Source organism: Microvirga sp. P4_A5, from assembly GCF_056402495.1.
Genome location: NZ_JBFUHH010000001.1, coordinates 35,167 through 52,242 on the forward strand (window position 1 = coordinate 35,167; position 17,076 = coordinate 52,242).

17 protein-coding genes are annotated in these 17,076 nt (G+C 66.2%); 8 read left to right on the top strand and 9 right to left on the bottom strand.

The window, feature by feature from the left end; genetic code table 11:
* The first annotated feature begins 383 nt into the window (after positions 1-383).
* Positions 384-1,907 (top strand): ATP-binding cassette domain-containing protein, encoded by a 1,524-nt coding sequence (locus tag AC1DVM_RS00200; protein WP_477250952.1) that lies wholly within the window; start codon positions 384-386, stop codon positions 1,905-1,907.
* Here AC1DVM_RS00200 and AC1DVM_RS00205 read toward each other — a convergent pair.
* Positions 1,904-2,437 carry a L,D-transpeptidase family protein gene (locus tag AC1DVM_RS00205; protein ID WP_477250954.1) on the bottom strand — a complete coding sequence of 178 codons (534 nt, stop codon included), beginning with the start codon at positions 2,435-2,437 and terminating at the stop codon, positions 1,904-1,906. The two genes, AC1DVM_RS00200 and AC1DVM_RS00205, sit on opposite strands and share 4 nt — an antisense overlap.
* A gap of 106 nt (positions 2,438-2,543) precedes the next feature.
* Between AC1DVM_RS00205 and AC1DVM_RS00210 the strand changes: the two genes are divergently transcribed.
* Together AC1DVM_RS00210 and AC1DVM_RS00215 are read left to right on the top strand one after the other, a co-directional pair.
* Complete coding sequence (locus AC1DVM_RS00210) at positions 2,544-3,230, top strand: response regulator transcription factor (RefSeq protein ID WP_477250956.1); 687 nt, start codon at positions 2,544-2,546, stop codon at positions 3,228-3,230.
* A 1-nt stretch (position 3,231) separates the two neighbouring features.
* Positions 3,232-3,699 (top strand): cyclic nucleotide-binding domain-containing protein, encoded by a 468-nt coding sequence (locus AC1DVM_RS00215; RefSeq protein ID WP_477250958.1) that lies wholly within the window; start codon positions 3,232-3,234, stop codon positions 3,697-3,699.
* 4 nt (positions 3,700-3,703) lie between these two features.
* Here the strand turns inward: AC1DVM_RS00215 and AC1DVM_RS00220 are convergent, their stop codons facing one another.
* From AC1DVM_RS00220 to AC1DVM_RS00230, 3 genes are read right to left on the bottom strand one after another with little or no spacing between them, the layout of a single operon-like run.
* A complete protein-coding gene (locus tag AC1DVM_RS00220) occupies positions 3,704-4,300 on the bottom strand; it encodes an SCO family protein (protein WP_477250960.1) in 597 nt (198 codons plus the stop codon).
* 16 nt (positions 4,301-4,316) lie between these two features.
* Positions 4,317-5,264 (bottom strand): DUF1775 domain-containing protein, encoded by a 948-nt coding sequence (locus tag AC1DVM_RS00225; protein WP_477250961.1) that lies wholly within the window; start codon positions 5,262-5,264, stop codon positions 4,317-4,319.
* A 49-nt stretch (positions 5,265-5,313) separates the two neighbouring features.
* A complete protein-coding gene (locus AC1DVM_RS00230) occupies positions 5,314-5,709 on the bottom strand; it encodes a hypothetical protein (RefSeq protein WP_477250963.1) in 396 nt (131 codons plus the stop codon).
* Between the two features lie 126 nt (positions 5,710-5,835).
* On the opposite strand from AC1DVM_RS00230, the gene AC1DVM_RS00235 reads away from it, so the two are divergent.
* From AC1DVM_RS00235 to xth, 3 genes are all read left to right on the top strand, one after another.
* Positions 5,836-8,412: a DNA translocase FtsK gene (locus AC1DVM_RS00235; protein ID WP_477250964.1), complete on the top strand. Its 2,577-nt coding sequence runs from the start codon at positions 5,836-5,838 to the stop codon at positions 8,410-8,412.
* A 127-nt stretch (positions 8,413-8,539) separates the two neighbouring features.
* Positions 8,540-9,547 (top strand): outer-membrane lipoprotein carrier protein LolA, encoded by a 1,008-nt coding sequence (locus AC1DVM_RS00240; RefSeq protein WP_477250966.1) that lies wholly within the window; start codon positions 8,540-8,542, stop codon positions 9,545-9,547.
* A gap of 108 nt (positions 9,548-9,655) precedes the next feature.
* Positions 9,656-10,468 (top strand): exodeoxyribonuclease III, encoded by an 813-nt coding sequence (xth, locus tag AC1DVM_RS00245; protein WP_477250968.1) that lies wholly within the window; start codon positions 9,656-9,658, stop codon positions 10,466-10,468.
* Between the two features lie 70 nt (positions 10,469-10,538).
* Here xth and AC1DVM_RS00250 read toward each other — a convergent pair whose 3' ends face one another.
* The 3 genes from AC1DVM_RS00250 to tesB all read right to left on the bottom strand — a co-directional run bounded on the left by AC1DVM_RS00250 (position 10,539) and on the right by tesB (position 13,328).
* On the bottom strand, positions 10,539-11,870 hold the full coding sequence (locus AC1DVM_RS00250) for an ammonium transporter (RefSeq protein WP_477250970.1): 1,332 nt from the start codon (positions 11,868-11,870) through the stop codon (positions 10,539-10,541).
* A gap of 49 nt (positions 11,871-11,919) precedes the next feature.
* Positions 11,920-12,258, bottom strand: coding sequence for a P-II family nitrogen regulator (locus AC1DVM_RS00255; protein ID WP_477250971.1), 339 nt, complete (start codon positions 12,256-12,258; stop codon positions 11,920-11,922).
* 212 nt (positions 12,259-12,470) lie between these two features.
* Positions 12,471-13,328, bottom strand: a complete 858-nt coding sequence (gene tesB / locus AC1DVM_RS00260) for an acyl-CoA thioesterase II (protein ID WP_477250973.1) — start codon at positions 13,326-13,328, stop codon at positions 12,471-12,473.
* Between the two features lie 157 nt (positions 13,329-13,485).
* Here tesB and AC1DVM_RS00265 point away from each other — a divergent pair, with 157 nt between their 5' ends.
* Entirely contained in the window at positions 13,486-14,754 is a 1,269-nt protein-coding gene (locus AC1DVM_RS00265; protein WP_477250975.1) for a ubiquinone biosynthesis hydroxylase, read from the top strand.
* 53 nt (positions 14,755-14,807) lie between these two features.
* Positions 14,808-15,761, top strand: coding sequence for a bifunctional helix-turn-helix transcriptional regulator/GNAT family N-acetyltransferase (locus AC1DVM_RS00270; protein ID WP_477250977.1), 954 nt, complete (start codon positions 14,808-14,810; stop codon positions 15,759-15,761).
* 19 nt (positions 15,762-15,780) lie between these two features.
* Here the strand turns inward: AC1DVM_RS00270 and ppa are convergent, their stop codons facing one another.
* Together ppa and AC1DVM_RS00280 are read right to left on the bottom strand one after the other, a co-directional pair.
* Complete coding sequence (gene ppa / locus AC1DVM_RS00275) at positions 15,781-16,314, bottom strand: inorganic diphosphatase (RefSeq protein WP_477250979.1); 534 nt, start codon at positions 16,312-16,314, stop codon at positions 15,781-15,783.
* A gap of 109 nt (positions 16,315-16,423) precedes the next feature.
* Positions 16,424-16,930: an N-acetyltransferase family protein gene (locus AC1DVM_RS00280; RefSeq protein WP_477250981.1), complete on the bottom strand. Its 507-nt coding sequence runs from the start codon at positions 16,928-16,930 to the stop codon at positions 16,424-16,426.
* Positions 16,931-17,076: the final 146 nt, after the last annotated feature.

Here is a 17,076-nt window from a genome sequence, read left to right on the forward strand (position 1 = left end):
CGTCACGGCGTGATTTGCTTCGTTGCATCATAACAGATAGCGGCTGCCCGTCCATCGACAGCAGCTTCAAGTTGCGCTCGATCCCCGACACCGCTAAGTTCCCGGCCAATCCACACCAACCACAGGAGGGCTGCATGTGTGAGCGACACCATCTTCGCATGTTCGGCCCCTGGCATGCCCTGCGGCAGCGAGTTGCAGGGCCGGTCCAGAACCTGAAGTCCATCCGGATCTGACGCGTCTTCCGCGTCCTTCATCTTGTCTGGTCAGCTCTGAACGGCTTGCCGCGCCGCGATTCCTGAAAACGGATCGCCGCGCCCGAACGACGTTCACGACCTTGCGCGATCTCAGCCTCCAGGGCCCGACGCGCCTTCCAGAGAAGACACATGGCCACCATCAGCCTCCGCAACGTTACGTTCCTGTCGCAGACTCCCCTCTTTCAGGACCTCAACCTCGTCATCGGCGAGCGCGACCGGCTCGCGATCGTCGCCCGCAACGGTGCGGGAAAATCGACCCTGCTGCGATGTCTCTCAGGAACCAATGAGCCGACCTATGGCGATATCGTTCGCGCGCGCGGAATGCGTGTCGGCCTCGTCGAGCAGGATGTGCCTGCAGCCTTGCTCGATCGGACGATGCATGAGGCCGTCCTCGACGGATTGCCGGCATTTGAGCGCGATGGCGGCGATTGGCGCGTCGACATGGCGCTGGATGAATTCGAAACGCCCGACGATTTCCGAACGCAACCCCTGCGCAGGCTCAGTGGCGGCTGGCAGCGGCTGGCGCTGATCGCTCGCGCGTGGATCGCGGAACCCGACGCGCTTCTGCTCGACGAGCCCACCAACCATCTCGATCTCGCGCGGCTGTTCCAGCTCGAACACTGGATCGCGGCGGCGGGCCAGAAGGTCCCCATCGTTATCGCCAGTCACGACCGGGATTTTCTCGACGCCACCACCACGCGCACGCTCTTTCTGCGGCCCGAAGAATCGATGCTGTTCGACCATCCCTACCGTGCGGCCCGCGCGCTTCTCGCGGAGCATGACGATGCGCAGGCAAATCGCTTCGACAAGGAGCGCCGGGAAGCGAAAAGGCTGCGGCAGAACGCGGGCGAATTGAAGAATATCGGCATCAACAGCGGCAGCGACCTGCTGCTTCGGAAAGCCAAGCAACTCGGCGGCCGCGCGGAGACGATCGAACAGACCTTGCGCGCCGCGCATCAGGAACGACCGGGCGAGATCAAGCTCGTCAGTCGCGGCACGCATGCGCGGGTTCTGGTGGCGCTGAACAACGTCATCGTGCGCAAGCCCGACGGCGAAAAACTCTTTGCCATCGACAGGCTCGAGGTGGCGCAGGGCGAGCGCATCGTCGTCCTGGGGCGCAATGGTGTCGGAAAATCGCAACTCATCCGGCTGCTCCGGCAGGCGACAGGTGCCGCAAACGATGCAGCGGGGATCAGGATCAGCCCTTCGGTGGTCATGGGCTATACCGATCAGGAGATGTCGCAGCTTCCGGCCGGGGCGACCGCGCATGATTTCATCCTGTCGACCTTCCGCCTCGGCGACCAGCGCAGCCGCGCGCTGCTGGCCGGCGCCGGGTTTTCCGTCGAAAAGCAGAAGCTGCCCATCGCGCGCCTGTCGCCGGGGGAAAAGGCACGCCTGGGTCTGCTCGGTCTGCGGCTCACGGAGCCGAATTTCTACCTCATGGACGAGCCCACCAACCATGTGGACATTTCCGGGCGCGAGCAGCTCGAAGCGGAGATCCTCGTCTCCGGGGCGACCTGCCTCGTGGTGTCGCATGACCGAACCTTCGTCGCGACCATCGGCACCCGCTTCCTTCTCGTGGAAGGGGTGAGAATGCGCGAGATCGAGGCGCCGGAGGTATTCTATGCGTCGGTGATGGGAGAGGTTCGCTAGCCGACGATCTCGATCCGCGTCTTCGGCCCGATCCGCTCCAGCAGCCGGCGGATCACGGCCGGCGCGACGGCGACGCAGCCTTCGGTGGGCGAAAATTCCGGCCGCGCCAGGTGCAGGAAGATGGCGCTGCCGCGACCGTGCACCACCGGACCGCGATTCCACGCGATGTCGATCACCACGTCGTAGAGGTGATCGTCCCGCCACATCTTTTCGTGGCTGGTGGCGCAGGGGAGCGGAACGAGGCGGTTGTAACGCCGGTCGCGCGGATCGTCCGACCAGCCGTCGCGCGGGGTCGTGCGGCGCAAGGGGAGGCCGGTGCGGGGCCGCGTCATGTGGTCCGGCCGGTAGAAGGCCTGGATGAGGCCGAAGCGCCCGATCGGCGTGCCGCCGTCCCCCTCGCGCTTGCAGCGCAGCGTGCCCGAGCGCCCGAGCGCGCATGGAATCACCAGGCCGCCGACCTCGATCCGGCCTCGCTTGGGGTCGAGCGGCGAGCGATAAACCCGCACGGAGTTGACGTAGGATCGTATCATCGCAGTGGAAGGGCCGCCCCATCCCCTTGTTGTCAAGCCGGGAAAGACTAGTCTATCGGTCCCGGACGCATGAACGCGCGCGTCAATTTCTCTCGAAAGGCCTGAGATGTCGAATGCCAGCCGCCTCCTCGTCGTGGACGACGATCAGGACCTGCGCGACACGCTCGTCGAACAGCTCGGACTTTACGAGGAATTTCAGATCACCACCGCCGGCACGGCCTCGGGCGCCATGCAGGCCATCAAGGGCGACCGGATCGATCTCGCCATCATGGATGTGGGCCTGCCCGACATGGACGGACGGGACGCCGTCAAGCAGATGCGCCGGGACGGTTTCCGCAGCCCGATCATCATGCTCACCGGCCAGAGCTCCGAAAGCGACACCGTCATGGGGCTGGAGGCGGGCGCCAACGATTACGTGGTGAAGCCCTTCAAGTTCGCGGTGCTGCTTGCCCGCATCCGCGCCCAGCTGCGCCAATACGAGGCGAGCGAGGACGCGGTCTTCCAGATCGGTCCGTACACGTTCCGTCCCGGCTCGAAGCTGCTCACCAACGACAAGGGTTCCAAGCTGAAGCTGACCGAGAAGGAGACGGCGATCCTGCGCTATCTCTACCGGGCGGGTCAGAACGTCGTGGGGCGCGAAACCCTGCTCGCCGAGGTGTGGGGCTACAATTCGAATGTGACCACGCACACGCTCGAGACGCATATCTACCGCCTGCGTCAGAAAATCGAATCCGATCCTTCCAAGGCGACCATTCTTGTGACGGAACCCGGCGGTTACAAGCTGATCCCATAAGATGGCTCTCGACGACGACATCGCGATCCTGTCCGCCGCACCGCTCTTCAGCCTTCTCGACCGGGATGCGCTGCGGCTTGTCGCCTTCGCGGCGGAAAGCCGGCAGCTGCGCGCCGGCGACATGCTGTTCCGCAAGGGTGACAAATCCGACGGCGGCTATGTGGTGACCCGGGGCGCCATCGCCCTCGACGCGCAGGATGACGGCTCGCCCGCCACCTTCATCGCGGCGCCCGGCGCGGTGATCGGCCGCTCGGCCCTCTTCACCCGCATCGAGCGCCCGGCCACCGCCACGGCCCGCGAGCCCTCTACGGTGTTGCGCGTCTCGCCGAGCCTCATGCGCCGGGTCCTCGAGGAATTCCCCACCGCCGCCGCCGCCATGCAGGCCGCGATGGCGGAGGAATTGTCGACGCTCACCCGGGGTCTCGAAGAGGTCCGCCGCAAGCTCATGGCGATCGACGGGAACGCCTAGCGCCTTACCCCTCCCGCACCAGCCGTTTCAGCTTGTCACGGCGGACCTGCTCAGCCTCCTGGAAATTCGACGAACCGAAGAAGTCCCCCTTGCGGTCCATCAGGAAGATCGTGGCGGTGTGGTCCATCGTGTAGCCGGAATCGGTCGCCACCTTCTTGAAATAGACCTTGTATTCCTTGGCGACCGCGGTGATCTCCGCCTCGCTTCCGGTCAGGCCGACGATCCGCGGATCGAAGGATGACAGGTAGGTTTTCATCAGTTCCGGCGTGTCGCGTTCCGGATCGACGGTGATGAACACCACGTTGAGTTTTTCCGCATCCGCGCCCATCGCTTGCAGATCTTGCGTGAGATCGAACAGTGTCGTCGGGCAGACTTCCGGGCAATGGGTGAAACCGAAGAACACCGCGCTCGGCTTGCCCTTCAGGCTCTCGCTGGACAGCCGTTTGCCGGTCTGATCGGTGAGTTCGAACGGACCGCCGATGGGTACGCGCGCGGCGCCGCTTTTCGGCTCCGGCATCACGTAGAGAAGCGTGCCCAGCAGGGTGAGCGCGGCGACGAGGAACACGCTCAACGGCAGCAGCAGGGATCGGTTTAGTTTCATTGTCGACTCCTGCCGGTCAGTGATGGGGCTGGGCGGCCGGGCCACCCGCCCCCGCCATCGCGCGGACCTGATACTCGACCTCGACGGCGCCCGCCTTCTCGAACATCAGCGTGCCCTTGATCGATTGGCCGTCCTTCAGTCCCTCGCGCAGGTCCAGGAACATCAGGTGGTATCCGCCCGGCCGCAATTCCACGCTCTCCCCGGGCTTGATCTCGAGGCCCCCGGTCACCTGCTTCATGCGCATCACGTTGTCGGCCATGGACATCTCATGCAGCTCGACTTTCGCCGCGAGGGGGAAGGTGCCGCCGACGAGGCGATCCGAGTCCTTGCCCGCATTGGTGACGCGCAGATAACCGCCGCCGACCTTCGCGCCGGCGGGCGTCGCCCGGGACCAGGGCTGCTCGACGGTCATGGTTCCCGCCGCGAAGGATTTCGGCGCGGAGGCGGCAGCCACGACCTTCACGGTCGGGGCGGGGTTTTTCAGCGCGTGAGCGTCCTGCCCGGGCGCGGCGATCTCGGTCCAGGCCTCGGTGCCGCCGGCACAGGTCTGTTCCACCGGGAAGGCGAGGTCGGAGCCGGCAGCCACCGCGTCGGTGATCCGGGCCAGGAAGACGAACTCGTCGAAATGCGCATCCGCGAGCGCACCCGACCAGACGATCTGGCTCACACCCTCGGCGACGGGCTTTCCGTGCAGCATGACGGGTTTTGCAAAGGCGGCCTTCGTGGTCTCCAGGGTCCAGCCGGCCTTCGGCATCGGCTTGACGTCGATGACGCCCTCCGGGATGCGCACGCTGACCTTCAGCGTCGGCTCTCCGGCGCAGCCATGGGGGATCCGCAGAACTGCCTTGTAGGTGGCGTTCTGCCGCGCCTCGGCGGCATCGAACGACACATGGGCGAAAGCAGGCAGCGACAGGGCGAAAAACCCGGCCGCGACGAGCGCGCCGGAGGCGAAGGATGATTTCATGATGGCAGTCCGGCTTTGTCGATTGATCGGGAAACGAAAGATCGAGGACTCAACCGAGGCGCGGCGGCGCGCGCGAACCGACCGGGGGGAGCGCGGGGGCGATGACGCGATCGGCGGATGCCAGGGCCGCCCCCAACTCCATCGCGGCGGAAACACGATCTGTCAGCGATGCTGCGACCGGCAACGGTCCTGCCGCGCCGGCGGGCGACGAACAACCGGCGATGCAGCACATTTTATGGTCGGCGGCATGGTCCGTCTGGCCCGGCTGGTGCGGCGATCCGCCGTCATCCGCCTTGATGCACAGAACCGCCGGTGGCAGTTCCGCCGCTCCTAGGTGCATCGCGCCGGCGAGCGCCAGAAGGCCGCCTTGTGCCACCAGCGCATAGGCGAGCAACGCCGCAAGGAGGGTGCGCTTCCAACCGCTCGTGGTGGCTCTGCCCGACATGGGCCGGACCATGGTCCGGAAGCGGCGTCCCCGTCAATATCCACGCATGGCTCTTAGGGTTAAAGGACCCTTAACCCGGCGCGGCTAGGCTGGAGGTCAGAATTCTCGATTCCGTCTGGTCCTTCCATGCGCACCGCCCGCCGTTCCTCCTCATCCTATGAAGGTCTTGCCAGCGGCCTGCGGGCTTTCGTGGCCCGCCGCGCCCAGGAGCTGATCGGGCTGGCGCTGCTGGCGATCGCGGGCCTCGTGGCGGCCTCGCTGGCGACGTGGTCGGTGGACGATCCCAGCCTCAACAACGCCACCGATTCGCCCGTCCGCAATCTCCTCGGCTGGCCGGGCGCCATCGTGGCGGATCTCGCCATGCAGATCCTGGGGCTCGGCTCCGTCGCGGCCCTGCTGCCGCTCGCGGTCTGGGGCTGGCGGCTGATGAAGTCCGGCGAACTCGGCCGCCGCCAATTGCGTCTGGCCCTGTGGGTCATCGGCGCGGGCGCCGCGACCGCGCTTGCAAGCGCGATGCCGGCCACCGACCGCTGGCCCCTGCCGAGCGGTCTCGGCGGCGTCGTCGGGGATGCGGTTCTGGCCGGCGCGCGGGCCATCACCGGCATGGCGAGCGGCTCGGCGGGCGCCGCTCTGGGCATCGTCTTCGCCGTCATCGCCATCCTCAGCCTGAGCGCCGCCTGCGGGCTTGGCCTGTCGGACGAGCCCCATCGCGATGTGACGGAGGAATTCGATGACAATCTGGCCCCCCAGCGAAAGGCCAAGCAGATCGCCGATTGGGACGAGGCCGACGACCTGACGCCGGACGAACCGGGCTGGGGTATCGTTTCGCTGGGCGCTCTGGCGCACGGAATCATGAGCCTGCGCGGCGCCGCGCGCCGATTCGCCGAAGCCCGGCGAGGCGGGGATCCGGACGATTTCGCCGACATTCCGGCCAGTCGCGGCGATGCGGGCTTCGCGCGACGGGAACCGTGTCTCGATGCCGGGGCACCCCGCGCGCGGCCGGCGCCGGACGCGGCCCCGTTCCACGACGAGGACGACGAGCCGTGGGACAACATGGAAAGCGTGCCGCCGCGGCAGGGCCAGGGTCGTCCCGACCAGCCCGCCGCGCGGGTGGCGCCGCTGCCGGTCGCCCCGAAGCCCGGCAAGCGCATGGCGCGCGAGGCGCAGCCTTCGCTCCTCGACGAGGGCCTCTACCAGCTTCCCGCCCTGACGCTGCTCGCCGAGCCGAAGAAGCAGCAGGGCCCCATCGTGTCGGCCGACGCGCTGGAGCAGAACGCCGCCCTTCTGGAGGGCACGCTGGAGGATTTCGGCGTCAAGGGCGAGATCATCAACGTGCGGCCGGGTCCGGTCGTGACGCTCTACGAGCTCGAACCGGCGCCGGGCACCAAATCCTCGCGGGTGATTTCGCTCGCGGACGACATCGCCCGCTCGATGAGCGCGATCTCGGCGCGCGTCGCCGTGGTGCAGGGCCGCAACGCCATCGGCATCGAGCTGCCGAACCACAAGCGCGAAACCGTCTTCCTGCGCGAGTTGCTGGCGAGCCAGGATTTCGAGAACACCAAGCAGAAGCTGGCGCTCTGCCTCGGCAAGACGATCGGCGGCGAACCGGTGATCGCCGATCTCGCGCGCATGCCGCACCTGCTCGTCGCCGGCACCACCGGCTCGGGCAAGTCGGTCGCCATCAACACCATGATCTTGTCGCTGCTCTACCGGCTGAAGCCGGAAGAATGCCGCCTCATCATGGTCGATCCGAAGATGCTCGAATTGTCGGTCTATGACGGCATCCCGCACCTGCTGACGCCGGTCGTCACCGACCCGAAAAAGGCCGTGGTGGCGCTCAAATGGGCGGTGCGCGAGATGGAGGATCGCTACAAGAAGATGTCGAAGCTCGGCGTGCGCAGCATCGACGGCTTCAACGTGCGCGTCTCGGAGGCCAAGGCCAAGGGCGAGGTCATCACCCGCACGGTGCAGACCGGCTTCGAGAAGGAAACCGGACAGGCGGTCTACGAGGACGAGATCATGGATCTCGAGCCGCTGCCCTATATCGTGGTCATCGTCGACGAGATGGCCGACCTGATGATGGTCGCCGGCAAGGAGATCGAGGGCGCGATCCAGCGTCTCGCCCAGATGGCCCGCGCCGCCGGCATCCATGTGGTGCTGGCSACCCAACGTCCCTCCGTCGACGTGATCACCGGCACCATCAAGGCGAATTTCCCCACCCGCATCTCRTTCCAGGTGACCTCGAAGATCGACAGCCGCACCATCCTCGGCGAGATGGGCGCCGAGCAGCTGCTCGGCCAGGGCGACATGCTCTACATGGCGGGCGGCGGGCGCATCACCCGCGTGCACGGGCCGTTCTGCTCCGACGAGGAAGTCGAGAAGGTCGTGGCGCATCTCAAGCGACAGGCCCGTCCGCAATATCTCGACGCGGTGACGACCGAAGAGGACGAGGGCGGCGCGGATCCGGCGGTGTTCGACCAGGGCGATTTCGGCGCCCCGTCCGGCGATCTCTACGATCAGGCGATCGCCGTGATCCTGCGGGACAAGAAGGCCTCGACCTCCTACATCCAGCGCCGCCTGCAGATCGGCTACAACCGCGCCGCCTCGCTGATGGAGCGGATGGAGAAGGAGGGCATCGTGGGGGCCGCCAACCATGCGGGGAAGCGCGAGATTCTCATCGAAGTGGCGGATTCCGACGAATGAAGCCGGACTTGCAGGCCCGTGACGATTCAGATCGCCTCGGAACCTTGGCGTGGGGTCATCGATTAGCCACATGAGGCGGTAGAGTGCCGCCGATCCCACAACCCTTCCGAGTTTGCCGGAGAGCCTCTTGAAAACGCGCCTGTCGAGCCTCGCCACCGTCACGACCATCCTCGCCCTGGCGGGCGCGGCCACGTCCGCGGCTGGGGCTCAAGGCGCGCCGACCGATCTTTTCCAGCCGCCCAAGACCGCCCTCGCACCCGCCACCATCGCGTCCATCGCCGAGGGCTTCAACCTCTCGGCCGCGCCCCTTCCCACCGCCAGGTTCCGACCCGCCGCCGCGCGGGCTCCTGAGCCGGTGGAGGTTTCGGAAAGCGCTCTCGAAGCCGCGATGATCCGGGAGATGGAGGAGGCGCAGCCGGCCTTGGCGCCGCTGCCGCCGCGGCCCGTGCGCGAGGCCTCGCTCAAGCCGGTGCCGATCCCCAAACAGGCCGAGTGGTCCGAGGGCCGACAGAACGGGCCGGTCGAGATCGCGCCCAAACCCATCGTGACCGCCGCCGCCGGACCGGTGGCGATCGCCAAGGTCCAGCAGCTCTCCAACCGCGAGATCGTCGACCGCGCGAACGCCTATTTCACCGGGATTTCGACGCTGACGGCCGATTTCACGCAAGTCGGCGGCGACGGACGCCGCCTTGGCGGAACGCTGTATCTGCAGCGTCCCGGCAAGCTCCGGTTCGAGTTCGATCCGCCCGCGACGCTGGAGGTCATCGCCGACGGCACGTCGGTGGCGGTGCGCGACAAGAAGCTTCTGACTCAGGACATGTACTTCATCCAGCAGACGCCGCTGAAGTTCCTGCTGCGCGAAAAGGTCAATCTCGGCGGCGATATCGCCATTACGGGAATTTCCAACGAGGCGAATTCCGTGCGCCTCAATCTCGAGGACAAGTCCACCCTCGGCGGCACGTCCCGCATCACGCTGTATTTCGATCCCGAGGTGAAAACCCTCACGCAATGGCGGATCGTCGACCCGCAGGGTTTCCAGACCGTGCTGACGCTCAACAAGATCGATCGCGGCAAGCCCCTGGACCAGGCGCTGTTCCGCATTCCCAACGCCCCCACGATCGGCAGCAGCCGATAGGGCGGGCTTTGTGTCCTCCCCGCAAGGGGAAGGGAAGAAGACGCTGGCGCTTCCCTCGCGCGCCGAACTGTCGTAGCCGGTAGCCCCGCGCCGCCGACAGGATCTCCCGTGAAACTCACCGTCTCGACCTGGAACATCAACTCCGTCCGCCTGCGCATCGAGCAGGTCGGCCGCTTTCTCGGCCAGAACCGGCCCGATGTCCTGTGCCTTCAGGAAACCAAGTGTCCGAACGATGTGTTTCCGCTGAAAGTGCTGCAAAGCTTCGGCTATCCGTTCGTCGTCCATATAGGCCAGAAGGGCTATAACGGCGTCGCGATCCTGTCGCGCTATCCGTTCCGGGCCACCAGCGTGATGGAGATGTGCGGCCGGGCGGATGCCCGCCACATCACCGTGACGCTGACCGAGGCCAGGGCTGCGTCGGGGATCACGATACACAATTTCTATGTGCCGGCCGGCGGCGACATCCCCAATCCCGACCTGAACGAGAAGTTCAGGCACAAGCTGCAGTTCATGGACGAGATCCGCGCCTGGGGCTCCCGTTCGAACCCCACCGGCGCGCCGGCGATCCTGGTCGGCGATCTCAACGTGGCGCCGTTGGAGAACGACGTCTGGAGCCACAAGCAATTACTCGACGTGGTCAGCCACACGCCGGTCGAGACCTCGTCCCTCGAATTGCTGCGCCAGGAGGCGGGCTGGATCGACGCCATGCGGCATCTGCGCCCCGAGCCCGAGAAGATCTATTCGTGGTGGAGCTATCGCTCGCCCGATTGGGCCGCCGCCAACAAGGGGCGCAGGCTCGACCATATCTGGGTGTCGGGCGATCTCGCCCCCAGCCTTCGCGCCATGGACGTCACCCGCGAGACGCGGGGCTGGGAACGTCCGTCCGACCACGTCCCCGTCACGGTGACGCTGGAGCTGTAACGCGAAAAGCCCCCGGCCGGTGAGCCGGGGGGCTTCGTCGTTCGAGCCTCTGGATGGCTTCGTCTTATGATCAGTAATTGTAAGCGCGCTCGCCGTGCTCCGCGAGATCGAGGCCCTCGCGCTCGGCTTCCGGGGTGACGCGCAGGCCCACCACCATGTCGACGATCTTGTAGAGGACCAGCGAGCCGATCCCGGTCCACAGGATGGTCACCACGACGGCGATGATCTGCGTGACGAGCTGGCCGCCGATCGAATATTCGCCGACGCCGTAACCGCCGAGCGCGGGCGCCGCCACGATGCCTGTGCCGATGGCGCCGATGATGCCGCCGACGCCGTGGATGCCGAACACGTCCAGCGCGTCGTCATAGCCGAGCGCATTCTTGACCCCCGTCACCGCATAGAAGCACACCACGCCCGCCACGAGGCCCAGCACGATGGAGCCCATCGGTCCGGCAAGCCCTGCCGCCGGCGTGATCGCCACGAGACCCGCCACCGCGCCCGACGCGATGCCCAGGAGCGAGGGCTTTCCCTTCGAGAAGGCTTCCGCCGTCATCCAGGCGAGGCCCGCCGCTGCCGGCGCCACGATGGTGTTGAGCAGCGCCAGCGCCGCGCCGCCGGTGGCTTCAAGGTTCGAGCCCGCATTGAAGCCGAACCAGCCGACCCAGAGCAGGCAGGCGCCGACGAAGGTCAGCGTCAGCGAATGCGGCGCCAGGAGGTCGCGGCCGTAGCCGATGCGCTTGCCGACCAGCAATGCGCCCACGAGACCCGCGACGCCCGAATTGATGTGCACCACCGTGCCGCCCGCGAAATCGAGGGCGCCGAGGCCGAACAGATAGCCTTCCGAGAACCACACCATGTGGGCGATCGGCAGGTACACGAAGGTCAGCCACAGGCCGGTGAACAGCATGATGGCGGAAAACTTCATGCGCTCCGCGAAGGCGCCGACGATGAGCGCCGGGGTGATCGCCGCGAAAGTGAGCTGGAAGGCGAGGAACGACATTTCGGGAATCGCCACACCCTTGGTGAAGGTGTCGGCGGTGGTCTCGTTGGTGACGCCGGCGAGGAACGCTTTCGAGAAGCCGCCGATGATCGCCCCGAGGCTGCCGGGACCGGAGGTGAAGGCCAGCGAATAGCCGTAGAACACCCACAGGATGGCAACGAGGCTGAACACCGCGAAGACCTGGGTCAGCAGCGACAGCATGTTCTTGGTGCGCACGAGGCCGCCATAGAACAGCGCCAGGCCGGGAATCGTCATCAGGATGACGAGCACGGTGGAGATCAGCATCCAGGCGGTGTCGCCCTTGTTGATGGTGGGCGCTGCATCCTGCGCGAGCGCCGGGTCGAAGGCCATCAGACCCAGACCGGCCCCTCCGAGAAGGGTTGCGAAAAGTCGACGATTCATCGGATTGAAACTCCGGTGGAGGGAAGAGGGGAAATCGCGGAGGGCGGGTTCAGAGCGCATCGGTGTCGGTCTCGCCGGTCCGGATGCGAACCGCCTTTTCCAGCGACAGGACGAAGATCTTGCCGTCGCCGATCTGCCCGGTGCGGGCGGAGGCGATGATCGCGTCGATCACGCTGGGAACCAGTTCGCTCGCCACCGCCACCTCGATCTTGAGCTTCGGCAGGAAGCTGACGGCGTATTCGGCGCCGCGATAGATTTCCGTATGCCCCTTCTGTCGCCCGTAGCCTTTCACTTCGGTCACCGTCAGGCCGTGGACGCCGAGCGCGGTGAGCGCATCGCGCACCTCGTCCAGCTTGAACGGCTTGATGACCGCCATCACGATTTTCATGGGTTGCTGCCCCCCTTGTGGCGCTGCCGACCCGGTTCCGGTTCGACAAGCGGTTTCCCGATGAATCCTGCCGTCGCGGCGGGATCTCAGGCAGGGTTAAAGCAAGAAGGGTGCCAAACCTTGGAATCCGGCATCGACACGGGGTTGCCTACCAAACAGGCAAGTCCAAAACGGCAGCTTTTGACCAATGTGCCTAAAAAAAAGGCATGTCCTCAGCCCCGATCGCGGACCAAGCCCTCCTGGGCGACGGAGGCCACGAGGGTGCCGTCCTGCTTGTAGATCGAGCCGCGGGAAAAGCCCCGCGCGCCGGAGGCATTGGGCGTGTCCTGCGCATAGAGCAGCCACTCGTCAGCGCGGAAGGGCCGATGGAACCAGAGCGCGTGGTCGAGGCTCGCGGCCTGGATGGTCTTGTCGAACACCGTGTGGCCGTGAGGCATCAGCGAGGTGTCGAGGAGCGTCATGTCGGACGCGTAGGCGAGGACCGCCTGATGAATCGCCGGATCGTCCGGCAGAGGGCCGGTGGCCCGGATCCACACGCGGAAGATCGGCGGCATCGGGTCCTTCGACATGTAGCGCTGGATCTCGACCGGCCGCATCTCGATCGGCCGCTCGCGCTCGTAATAGGTGCGCATCGGCTCGGGCATGGCGGCGATGATCTCGCCCTGCATCTCCTCCTCGCTCGGCAGGGTGTCGGGCCCCGGCACGTCCGGAATCGTGGATTGATGCGAGAATCCCTCCTCCTCCACCTGGAACGACGCCGACATGGAGAAGATCGCATGCCCGTGCTGAATGCCCACCACCCGCCTTGTGGTGAAGCTGCGCCCGTCGCGGATGCGGTCGACCTCGTAGATGATCGGGATCTTGGGGTCGCCCGGCAGCATGAAATAGCCGTGCAGGGAATGCGGCTGGCGTCCCTCCACCGTGCGGCTCGCCGCCACCAGCGCCTGCCCGATCACCTGTCCGCCGAAAACCCTCTGCCAACCGACCTTCGGGCTCTGGCCGCGAAAGAGGTTGAGCTCGAGCTGTTCCAGATCGAGGATGGAAAGCAGGTTCGCCACGGCGCTGGGCATCTTTGCGTGTTCCTTTGTGGAGCCTCATCCATCGGAGAGGGCGCCGCCGAGGTCAAGTCTCGGAACGGCCCGCCTGTCGTCGCGACACAAAGGGCTCGACAGGGAACGGGCGCAAGCCTATCGCGGTTCAGGCACTTGCATCGACCGGGAGGATGTCATGAGCTCCGAGCCTTCCAGCGCCGCAGCGTGGCGCATCGTCATCGCCGGCGGGGGCCTCGCGGGGCTGTCCCTGTCGCTCGCGCTGAAGCAGGCCCTGGGCGATAGCCTCGACGTGGTCATGTGCGACCCGGCGCTCAGACGCGATCCGCATGGGGACAAGCGCGCCTTCGCGATCGCGGCCGCGGCGCGACGGATGCTCGCGGCGCTCGGAATCTGGGACAAGGTCGCGGATCGGGCGCAGCCCATCCTCGATATGGTCATCACCGACAGCCGCCTGCAGGATCCCGTCCGACCCGCCTTTCTCACCTTCGACGGCGAGGTCGGCGACGGCGAGCCCTTCGCCCACATGGTCACGGCAGGCGATCTCACGGGCGCGTTGGTCGAGGCCTGCCGGGCGTCTGGCGTCAATCTCCGCCCAGAGGGGGTCGAGAGCTTCCGCACCGACGCGCTTCACACGGAGGTCAAACTGTCGGAGGGCGACGTTCTGTCGGCAGCTCTGCTGGTGGCGGCCGATGGGGGGCGCTCGCGTCTGCGCGAGCAGGCCGGTATCGGCTGGATTTCCTGGCCCTATCGCCAGTCCGGCATCGTTGCCACCATCGTGCACGAACGGGATCACGGCGGCCGGGCGGTCGAGCATTTCCTCCCCTCCGGGCCCTTCGCGATCCTGCCACTGAAGCCGGAAGCGCAGAGCGACGGCACGATGAAACACCGTTCGTCCATCGTCTGGACCGAGCGGACCGACAATGTGCCGGGCCTGCTCGCATCCGAGGCCGAGGACCTTTTGGCGGAACTCGAGCGCCGCTTCGGCCTGCAGCTCGGACATATCGCGTTCGAGACCAAGCCCCACGCCTATCCGCTCTCCTTTGGCGTCGCGCGCTCCTTCGTGGCGGATCGCCTCGCGCTGCTGGGCGATGCCGCCCACGTGATCCACCCGATTGCCGGGCAGGGCCTCAATCTCGGCCTTCACGACGCCGCCGCGTTGGGCGAGGCCATCGTCGATGGCATCCGCCTCGGCCAGGACCCCGGCTCTCCGGAGGTTCTCGACGCCTACGAGCGCGCGCGCCGCACCGACATCACCGCCATGGGTCTCGTGACGGACGGCCTCAACCGCCTGTTTTCCAACGACCTGCTGCCCGTCCGCCTCATCCGCGACCTCGGCCTCGGCCTCGTGGACAGGATGCCGGCTTTGAAACGGTTCTTCATCAGCGAGGCCGCCGGCCTCACCGGCCGCGAACCGCCACGGCTTTTGAAAGGGGAGGGGCTGTAGTTACTTGACTCAGTCAAGTAACTTGTTGACGATGTTCGCCCAAGAGGTGAGACATGTCAGAACAGCCAACCGCCGAGCAGATTGCCGCGATCCGTCGCTTCGGCCGCTTCTATACCCGCCAGCTCGGGCTGCTTCCCGAAGGCCTCCTGACGAGTCCGTTTTCCCTCACGGAGAGCCGGGTCCTGTATGAACTCGCCCATCGCGAGGGTCTGACGGCAGCCGAGCTCGGCCGGGAGCTTGGCCTCGACCCGGGTTATCTCAGCCGTATTCTCAAGCGTTTCGAATCTCGCGGGTTGGTGGAGCGCGCACCCGCGGCCGGCGACGGGCGGCAGGCCGTGCTCGTGATGACGGCGGCAGGCCGGGAGGCTTTCGCGCCGCTGAACCGCGCCTCCGAATTGCAAGCGGGCAATATCCTCGCGGATCTGCCCAAGCCGCGACGTGATCGGCTCGTCTCCGCGATGGCGATTGTCGAGCAGCTGCTCGGGGGCACAGGCGAGCCCGGTATTCCCTACATCCTGCGACCGCTGCGGGTCGGCGATATCGGCTGGATCATCCGCCGACAGGGCATGCTCTATGCGGAAGAATTCGGCTGGGACGACACCTTCGAGGCGCTGGTGGCGGAAATCGCCGCCGCCTTCGTCAAGACCTTCGACCCGAAGCGGGAAGGCTGCTGGATCGCCGAGCGCGAGGGAGAGATCGTCGGCAGCATCTTCCTCGTCCGGCAATCGGATGAGGTCGCCAAGCTTCGCCTGCTCTATGTGGAGCCGGCGGCCCGGGGACTCGGCATCGGCCGTCGGCTCGTGGACGAGTGCATCCATTATGCCAGGGCTAGGAACTACCGGACCCTGACGCTCTGGACCAACGACATCCTGGCCTCCGCCCGCCGCATCTACGAAGAGGCGGGCTTTCGGTTGGTGGCCCAGGAGAACCACCATTCGTTCGGCAAGGATCTGGTGGGTCAGAACTGGGAGCTCGACCTGCGCCAAGGGGCGCGGAAGGCCGGGTGATCCCGGCCTTCGGGCTCGCCTATTTCGCCTTCGCGGCCCGCTCGATGCCTTCGCGGATCAGGCGGCGGGCGTCCTCGGCGTCGCCCCAGCGCAGGATTTTGACCCACTTGCCGGGCTCCAGGTCCTTGTAATGCTGGAAGAAATGCTCGATCTGCTTGAGTGTGATCTCCGGCAGGTCGGTATAGGTCTGCACCCGGTCGTAGCGCTGGGTGAGATGGGCCGACGGGACCGCGATGATCTTTTCGTCCTCCCCCGCATTGTCCTCCATCACCAGCACGCCGACGGGCCGCACGTTCATCACGGCACCCGGAATGATGGCGCGGGTATTGGCCACCAGCACGTCGCAAGGGTCGCCGTCGCCGGACAGCGTGTGGGGAATGAAGCCGTAATTCCCGGGGTAGCGCATGGCGGTGTAGAGGAAGCGATCCACGAAGAGCGCGCCCGAATCCTTGTCCATCTCGTATTTGATGGGCTCGCCGCCGAGGGGGACCTCGATGATGACGTTCACGTCGTCCGGCGGGTTCTGTCCGATTGAAATCGCGTCAAGGCGCATGGAGAATCCACTTCGAAGGCAAAAGACAATTCGTGCGCTTCACTAACCGCAGTGACGCCGGGCAACAAGTCGGGTCGGCGAAATTGAGCGCGAACCGGCAAAACCGGGCCTACGCGAAGAGATAGCCGGTCTTGGCAAGGGTCACGCCGCCGATCCGCTCCTCCACCTCGGCGACCCGGCGGCCGCCCAGGCTCTCGTAGAACAGCCGCGCGCGCTCGTTGTCGGACAGGGCCCAGATGCCGATGCGTTTCAGGGCCCGGTCGTGAAGATCGTTGCGGACCGCCTTGAAGAGCCGGCGGCCATAGCCGACACCTTGGTATTCGGGCGCGAGGTAGAGCTCGTCGATCTCCCCCTCGGCTGCGAGGCGGCGGTCGCGGCAGCGGCCATACGACACGTAGCCCGCAATGCCCTGGCCCACGTCGAGGACGGCGAGCGGCCGCCCGCGTCCGATGGTCGAACGCCACCAATCGGGGCCGCGCCGGGCGATCAGCTTTTCCAGCGCCACCCCTGGAATCACTCCCAGATAGGCTTCCCGCCATGCGGCCTCGAACACCCGTGACAAGCCGGCCGAATCCTCGGTCTTGGCGCGGCGGATGCTGACGAGGAGGTCGCTCATGGGTTCAAGCCTCGGCAAAGGGCGATGGCGGGCGGGCCCGACAGGCAGAGCATCCGCCCAGTGCGCTTACCCCTAGGTTAACAAGCACCCGTCGGGGGCGGAAGCGTGACCATGTAACCAGAAAGTCGAAGATCGCGGCACGGGCC